This window comes from Geobacillus thermodenitrificans subsp. thermodenitrificans DSM 465 (assembly GCF_000496575.1).
Classification (GTDB): Bacteria; Bacillota; Bacilli; order Bacillales; family Anoxybacillaceae; genus Geobacillus; species Geobacillus thermodenitrificans.
This window is the reverse complement of record NZ_AYKT01000036.1, coordinates 1-5,172: the sequence shown is the minus strand read 5'-3', so window position 1 is coordinate 5,172 and position 5,172 is coordinate 1. Positions and strand designations below refer to the sequence as shown.

The following is a 5,172-nucleotide window of genomic DNA, read 5'->3' as shown; positions in this document are numbered from 1 at the left end:
AAGTTTGAAATGGAAGGTAGTATTGGTTAATCTTATAAAATCAAAGGTGTGGCGCTTTTTCTTGAACGCCACACCCACAATTCACCCACAATTATATTTTTTCTGTGTACCGCTGATACAACTCCAGTGCCTCATCCTCGATTTTTTTGGTCACATGGAGGTATGTGTCAGCGGTTGTTTTTATACTTGCATGTCCTAACCTTTCGGACACGTATTTAATATTTGCTCCGGCTTCGAGAAGATGAACAGCATGAGTATGCCGAAGAGCGTGTGGTGATAATATCGGAAGCCCAGCACGCTTACAAACTTCTTTAAAGTATTCACGGACAACGTTTGTCCGTAACCAACGTCCGTCGTGTTGATGAAACACAATGTTGGTTTCAGGTTTTTTATAGTTCTGGTATTTTAAATACATTTCATTCCGGTTAATACGATGTTTTTTTAACAGACGAATCGTCACGTCGTCTAATTTGATTGTTCGCAAACTTGCTTTCGATTTCGGAGTCGAAAGATACGGCGTTGAGTTAGTCGGATACACTAGCGTTTTGTTCACCGTGAGTGTCTTATTTTCAAAATCGATGTCATCCCACGTCAATGCCAAAGCTTCCCCGATCCGCAACCCCGTACGGGCCAAAAGAGTGAACAGTACATAGTACTGAATCGAATGTTGATACTTAGCATGTTTCTGTGGTTTCTTTACCTCCTCTAAAAATTTTTCCAGCTGCTCCCGCGTGAAATATTTTAATTCCTGATTTCTATCCGTTTCTTTTGGAATAGTGATTTTCACAAGCGGATTTTCACGCAAAATACGGAATTCATGGACAGCGTCATTGAGCGCTGAATTCATGATACTGTGAATTCGTCTAACTGTTCCTTCGCTATATCGCTCCCTCAATTCATTAATCCATTTCTGATATTCAACTCTGGTAATTTCTTTAAGCTTATAATTCCCCCAACGCGGAAGAATGTTTAGTCGGACGTTTCTTTCTTGGAGAGAATAAGTGATAGGCTTGACGTTTGGTTTTTTATACACTTCGAGCCACTTTTCAAAATACGCATCTACTCTTTCGTTCCCATCTTCAGAGAATCCGTAATACTCCAATTCCATTTCCGCCTGGGCGGCTGCCAATTGGGCTTCTTTTTTTGTTTTAAATCCACGCTTAGATTTTTCTTTATACTTACCGGTCGCCCGATCTTTATAGCGGATTCGATATTCCCATGTTCCGTTTGGGTGTTTACGGAAACTAGCCAATTTCACTCCTCCTTTTCTAAGTTTTGAATGATAACTTTTTGTCCATTCTCAAGCTCACCGATTAATTTGTTATCCTCTACTGTAATTCGTGAAAATATAGGGATACTGACCATTGAACGGTCATTTCTTTTCTTTTTCTTCTTTTCCCGATAATCATCTAAATTAATGATCATAGCGAAATACCTCCTTAAATTAAACGAATATACGTTCTGTTTCATGGTTAAAATTTTTTAAATGAACAAGCTCTTGTGGCACACTGTACATTTTAGCTACGTCATATATGGTCAGATCGGTGCCTTGGTATTGAGTGATAACGTCATTTGGAAGTAATAATTCAACAGCAAATGTATTTGCTTCAATTTCGATTTTATCAACTGAAAAGAGAGTGTTTGCTCTCAAAAAAGGAGTGTTAACTCTTGGATGTAAGATAGCATGTCCTAATTCATGGGCGCATACAAAACGTTGAAAAGCTTCATCCAGCTTATTATTGATATGGATAAATTTCATTCGATTGCTGTGTAGAAAGTATCCATACGTAGATTTCAAATCTTCAAAACGTAAAATAATATTTCTTTCCATTGCGATACGAAAAGGATCATTGGTCCCATGTTTTCTTATAAGGGACATAATCAGCTTTTTTATATCTTTCATGCGCCGTCACCCACTTATTTTCTATATTTTTTAGGAGTGAACTTCTTCTTTGCGAGCTGTTTGGCAAGTCGTAACGAGCTTTCTAAAGATATGCGCATTGCTTCTTTTGTTTCCTCATCCATAGGTTCTCCATAAAACGAAACCGCATTTTCATGATCCAATTGGTTTAATATTTTCTCCAGCTTAAGAGCAATGTCTCGTTCTTCTTTTTCTGTTAGTTCAGGTAGTTTTGAATCCCAATCTGATTCGTCATTAGGCTTATCTGTTCTACCCAATAAATAGTCTGTTGTAACTCCAAAAATTTCAGCAAGACGGGTTGCCATTTCTGCACTTAGATTACGTTTTCCTTTTTCAATATCGTAATAATATTGGGCTGATATTCCTAACATTTCTGCTACTTTAGTTCCACTCAGATCCTTTTGTCTACGAATTGTACGTATTCGCGATTTTTCCACCAAACATCACCCTTTTTTAAACTATTTGTTGATTTAATTTTATTGTTTTAAGCTTCACAATTCAATAAGCAAATAGCTTAAAAAATGAGAAAAAAGAAGAAATATTAAGCAAATTAAAGAAAAATTAATCAAAATGCTTAAAATTTCTCTTAAATACAGCTAAATGATTAATTTTAAATGTTGTTTTGTTTAAATATTAAGCTTAAAATTTAAGCTGAAAGGAGGTTGAGATAAATGAATTTTTCGAAGGCAGTAAAAAAACTTTTAAAGGAACGGGACTTAACTGCTTCCGACTTAGCTAGAATGATCGGTTATACGCCTCAGTATATACATGATTTGCTAGCTGGAAACCGCCGTTGGAACGAAACAACTATAAACAAAACATGCGAAGCTCTTGGCATAGAAATATTAATTGTTCCAAAAGAAAAGAAGATGGAATTGGTGGGTGATAAATCTTGCTAACAATTCATCTTGATGAACATCAGATCGAGCAGCGCTTCCTAGAAGAGTTGCGGAAGCGCCTAGATGAAATTCAACATCGTCACACGTTTTGGGACATGAAAGAGCTTTGCCGACAAACCAACATGAGTGAAACATTCATTCGAGAAACATTCTTTTATGACCCGAGATTTCCAAAGTATCGGGTCGGCAAGAAATGGTTGTTTCCAGCTCGAGAATGCGAAGAGTTCTTGCTCATGTGGTTAAAAGAGCAGCCGAGAAGCTGAAAGGATGTAACCACAAATGAAAATCGCGCCTAACGATTATTGTGCGTTGCAAAGTTCGATTTGATTCGTGGTGATTACCGCATCGCATTCTTTTCAAAAGAAATTTGGACAAGCGGGAGGTGAAAGAACATGGAATGCCCACGTTGCGGCGCGGAAGCCCGTTGGGAAGTGGTAGAAGTTGTCGAAGGGAAAGGCTACGTTTGGGAAGCAGCGTGCGAAGAGTGCGGTTGGGAAGATACGAAGTACGAGTTCTGAATTTTGGATGAGTCGATCTTTTTGGTGAAAAATTGGACAAGGGGTGGAATCCATGAATATTCAGGAAGCAACCAAGTTAGCATTGGAAAAAGGACTGTGCATTACACGGACAGGCGATGAACTTTATAAATTCATGAGAATAAAACCGACTGACACACCAGACTGCTGCATTGTCTTTCCTTCACCAGAATACGAGAGAATAGCTGGCAAAAAGATATCCCCCGGCAAAAGATGGAATCCGAAAGCGGAGGATTTGCTTGCAGATGATTGGATTGTTATTGGATTAGAGACTTGATCTCTTTTATAAGCGTATAACCCTTTTTCAATAACGTATTTTCTTCAACATTCGCTATGCCACGAGGGTTCAATGCTGTTATATAAGCGACATTATCGGCAGGTAGAATCGACACGAAGCCCTCTTCTTCTAACAGATATAAAGCTTTTGAAAGAGAATTTTCAGTTTCGTTGGGATGGAGCTGTTTAAAAAAATCAAGATCGAACAACTCACGATCATTTTTCTTATACTCTACGACCATTTGTTTAAGTAGTTGTTCAGAAAGCTTTATAAGTTTCATCTGTATCACCTCCTTCCCTCGCCTTATTTCGACAAGAAGGAGGGAAATCCTGCAAAAACTTGTCTAATCAATCGCAACTAAATCGATGATTGGAGCGATTACTATACCGAGGGAGGTGAAACATTTGCAAAGAGATCCAGTTAGTTTAGCAGAGTACAAGAAGTTATTTCCGGTTTTTAAGGATATCCCAGACAGCGAGTTCAAATATCACAACGGTAAATGGCTTATATCACTTAAAGCGACAAAACAGCTCGCGTATAAACACAAACGTAAAGAGCTAATCAAATACATTAACAAAGTGGAGGGGAAACGCAATGAACTTAACTGTGATTGAACAAAACGGCCAACGGGTTTTGACAACTTCCCAGTTAGCTGAGTATTACGGTACGGATAACAGACGGATTTCCGAAAATTTTAACCGTAACAAAGATCGCTTTAAGCTCGGTAAACACTATTTTGCGTTACAAGGTTCGGAAAAACAAGAGTTTTTAAACCGTACGCAAATTGCGGATGGTTCGAAAAATGCAACAGTACTCTACTTATGGACCGAAAAAGGCGCATGGTTGCACGCGAAATCACTCAACACCGACGAAGCCTGGGAAGCATACGAGCGATTAGTGGATGAGTATTACAGGGTGAAGGAGAATGCGATCAACATTCAGATGTTGAGTCCTCAACTGCAAGCGTTGGTCTCACTAGAACTTAGACAAAAGCAACTAGAGCAAGAATTAGCGGTTGTTAAGAAGGAAGCTGACGAAGCAAAACAGAAGATTGCGGCCACTTCCAATGAAGTAACGGACTTAAAACGCGGGCTTGTCGATGTAAATATGCCGTTACGAAAACAATTCAATGACGCGGTGCGTGCTTTATCAAAACGGGAGCAGATCGGCTTTGACGAGGCGTACAACAAGGTTTATGACTTGCTTGGCGCTCAATATCACGTCGATATTAAGCGCCGTGTAGAAAATCGGAGAGCGAAAGGGGATAAAAACGTTAAGCCAATCGACATCGTGGAAGAGTTAAATTTGTTGGTTCCGGCAATCCGTTTAGCGAAAGCACTGGGAGGTGTTTCGTGATGAACGTCCTCCCAGGCGATCTTCAACATGCCAATGAACTCCTGGAATGTTGCGACTATTGCCTTGCCCGCGCTCGTGTGGCTCAGTTCGGACGCGACTTGAACGAAGCGGAAAAATGGGTAAAAGAGTTCTTGCGCTGCAAACGCGACTTAGACGAGCTCATCAAACGGAAAGAGGAGCATG

The 5,172-nt window shown here is 39.5% G+C and carries 11 protein-coding genes; 6 read left to right on the top strand and 5 right to left on the bottom strand.

Annotation, left to right across the window (positions count from 1 at the left end; genetic code table 11):
• Nucleotides 1-91: 91 nt before the first annotated feature.
• The 4 genes from DSM465_RS0117455 to DSM465_RS0117440 are packed head-to-tail and all read right to left on the bottom strand — an operon-like array spanning nucleotide 92 to nucleotide 2,358.
• A complete protein-coding gene (locus DSM465_RS0117455; protein ID WP_029761918.1) occupies nucleotides 92-1,252 on the bottom strand; it encodes a tyrosine-type recombinase/integrase in 1,161 nt (386 codons plus the stop codon).
• A 2-nt stretch (nucleotides 1,253-1,254) separates the two neighbouring features.
• The gene (locus tag DSM465_RS19685) at nucleotides 1,255-1,425 is read right to left on the bottom strand and encodes a hypothetical protein (RefSeq protein WP_167359611.1); all 171 of its coding nucleotides are present in this window, start codon (nucleotides 1,423-1,425) and stop codon (nucleotides 1,255-1,257) included.
• A 19-nt stretch (nucleotides 1,426-1,444) separates the two neighbouring features.
• Nucleotides 1,445-1,903 carry an ImmA/IrrE family metallo-endopeptidase gene (locus DSM465_RS0117445; RefSeq protein WP_029761917.1) on the bottom strand — a complete coding sequence of 153 codons (459 nt, stop codon included), beginning with the start codon at nucleotides 1,901-1,903 and terminating at the stop codon, nucleotides 1,445-1,447.
• 14 nt (nucleotides 1,904-1,917) lie between these two features.
• Entirely contained in the window at nucleotides 1,918-2,358 is a 441-nt protein-coding gene (locus DSM465_RS0117440) for a helix-turn-helix domain-containing protein (protein WP_029761916.1), read from the bottom strand.
• 234 nt (nucleotides 2,359-2,592) lie between these two features.
• Between DSM465_RS0117440 and DSM465_RS0117435 the strand changes: the two genes are divergently transcribed.
• The 4 genes from DSM465_RS0117435 to DSM465_RS0117420 all read left to right on the top strand — a co-directional run bounded on the left by DSM465_RS0117435 (nucleotide 2,593) and on the right by DSM465_RS0117420 (nucleotide 3,633).
• Nucleotides 2,593-2,820 (top strand): helix-turn-helix domain-containing protein, encoded by a 228-nt coding sequence (locus tag DSM465_RS0117435; protein ID WP_029761915.1) that lies wholly within the window; start codon nucleotides 2,593-2,595, stop codon nucleotides 2,818-2,820.
• Nucleotides 2,814-3,083 carry a hypothetical protein gene (locus DSM465_RS20015; protein ID WP_029761914.1) on the top strand — a complete coding sequence of 90 codons (270 nt, stop codon included), beginning with the start codon at nucleotides 2,814-2,816 and terminating at the stop codon, nucleotides 3,081-3,083. Before DSM465_RS0117435 ends, DSM465_RS20015 begins: the two co-directional genes overlap by 7 nt.
• A 129-nt stretch (nucleotides 3,084-3,212) precedes the next feature.
• Nucleotides 3,213-3,338, top strand: coding sequence for a hypothetical protein (locus DSM465_RS20135; protein ID WP_255350181.1), 126 nt, complete (start codon nucleotides 3,213-3,215; stop codon nucleotides 3,336-3,338).
• Nucleotides 3,339-3,390: 52 nt separating this feature from the next.
• Nucleotides 3,391-3,633, top strand: a complete 243-nt coding sequence (locus DSM465_RS0117420; protein ID WP_029761913.1) for a Thoeris anti-defense Tad2 family protein — start codon at nucleotides 3,391-3,393, stop codon at nucleotides 3,631-3,633.
• Here DSM465_RS0117420 and DSM465_RS0117415 read toward each other — a convergent pair.
• A complete protein-coding gene (locus DSM465_RS0117415; RefSeq protein ID WP_029761912.1) occupies nucleotides 3,614-3,913 on the bottom strand; it encodes a lactate permease in 300 nt (99 codons plus the stop codon). The two genes, DSM465_RS0117420 and DSM465_RS0117415, sit on opposite strands and share 20 nt — an antisense overlap.
• 314 nt (nucleotides 3,914-4,227) lie before the next feature.
• Here DSM465_RS0117415 and DSM465_RS18650 point away from each other — a divergent pair, with 314 nt between their 5' ends.
• Both DSM465_RS18650 and DSM465_RS0117400 read left to right on the top strand, forming a co-directional pair.
• On the top strand, nucleotides 4,228-4,989 hold the full coding sequence (locus DSM465_RS18650; protein ID WP_051358553.1) for an ORF6N domain-containing protein: 762 nt from the start codon (nucleotides 4,228-4,230) through the stop codon (nucleotides 4,987-4,989).
• On the top strand, nucleotides 4,989-5,172 hold a 184-nt coding region (locus DSM465_RS0117400), incomplete at its 3' end, for a hypothetical protein (RefSeq protein WP_029761909.1). The genes DSM465_RS18650 and DSM465_RS0117400, both read left to right, overlap by 1 nt.

Excerpts from the sequence above, each read along its gene's own strand:
- DSM465_RS19685 (WP_167359611.1), bottom strand. The coding sequence starts at position 1,425 with ATGATCATTAATTTAGATGATTATCGGGAAAAGAAGAAAAAGAAAAGA.
- DSM465_RS0117445 (WP_029761917.1), bottom strand. The coding sequence starts at position 1,903 with ATGAAAGATATAAAAAAGCTGATTATGTCCCTTATAAGAAAACATGGG.
- DSM465_RS0117435 (WP_029761915.1), top strand. The coding sequence starts at position 2,593 with ATGAATTTTTCGAAGGCAGTAAAAAAACTTTTAAAGGAACGGGACTTA.
- DSM465_RS20135 (WP_255350181.1), top strand. The coding sequence starts at position 3,213 with ATGGAATGCCCACGTTGCGGCGCGGAAGCCCGTTGGGAAGTGGTAGAA.
- DSM465_RS0117420 (WP_029761913.1), top strand. The coding sequence starts at position 3,391 with ATGAATATTCAGGAAGCAACCAAGTTAGCATTGGAAAAAGGACTGTGC.
- DSM465_RS0117415 (WP_029761912.1), bottom strand. The coding sequence starts at position 3,913 with ATGAAACTTATAAAGCTTTCTGAACAACTACTTAAACAAATGGTCGTA.
- DSM465_RS18650 (WP_051358553.1), top strand. The coding sequence starts at position 4,228 with ATGAACTTAACTGTGATTGAACAAAACGGCCAACGGGTTTTGACAACT.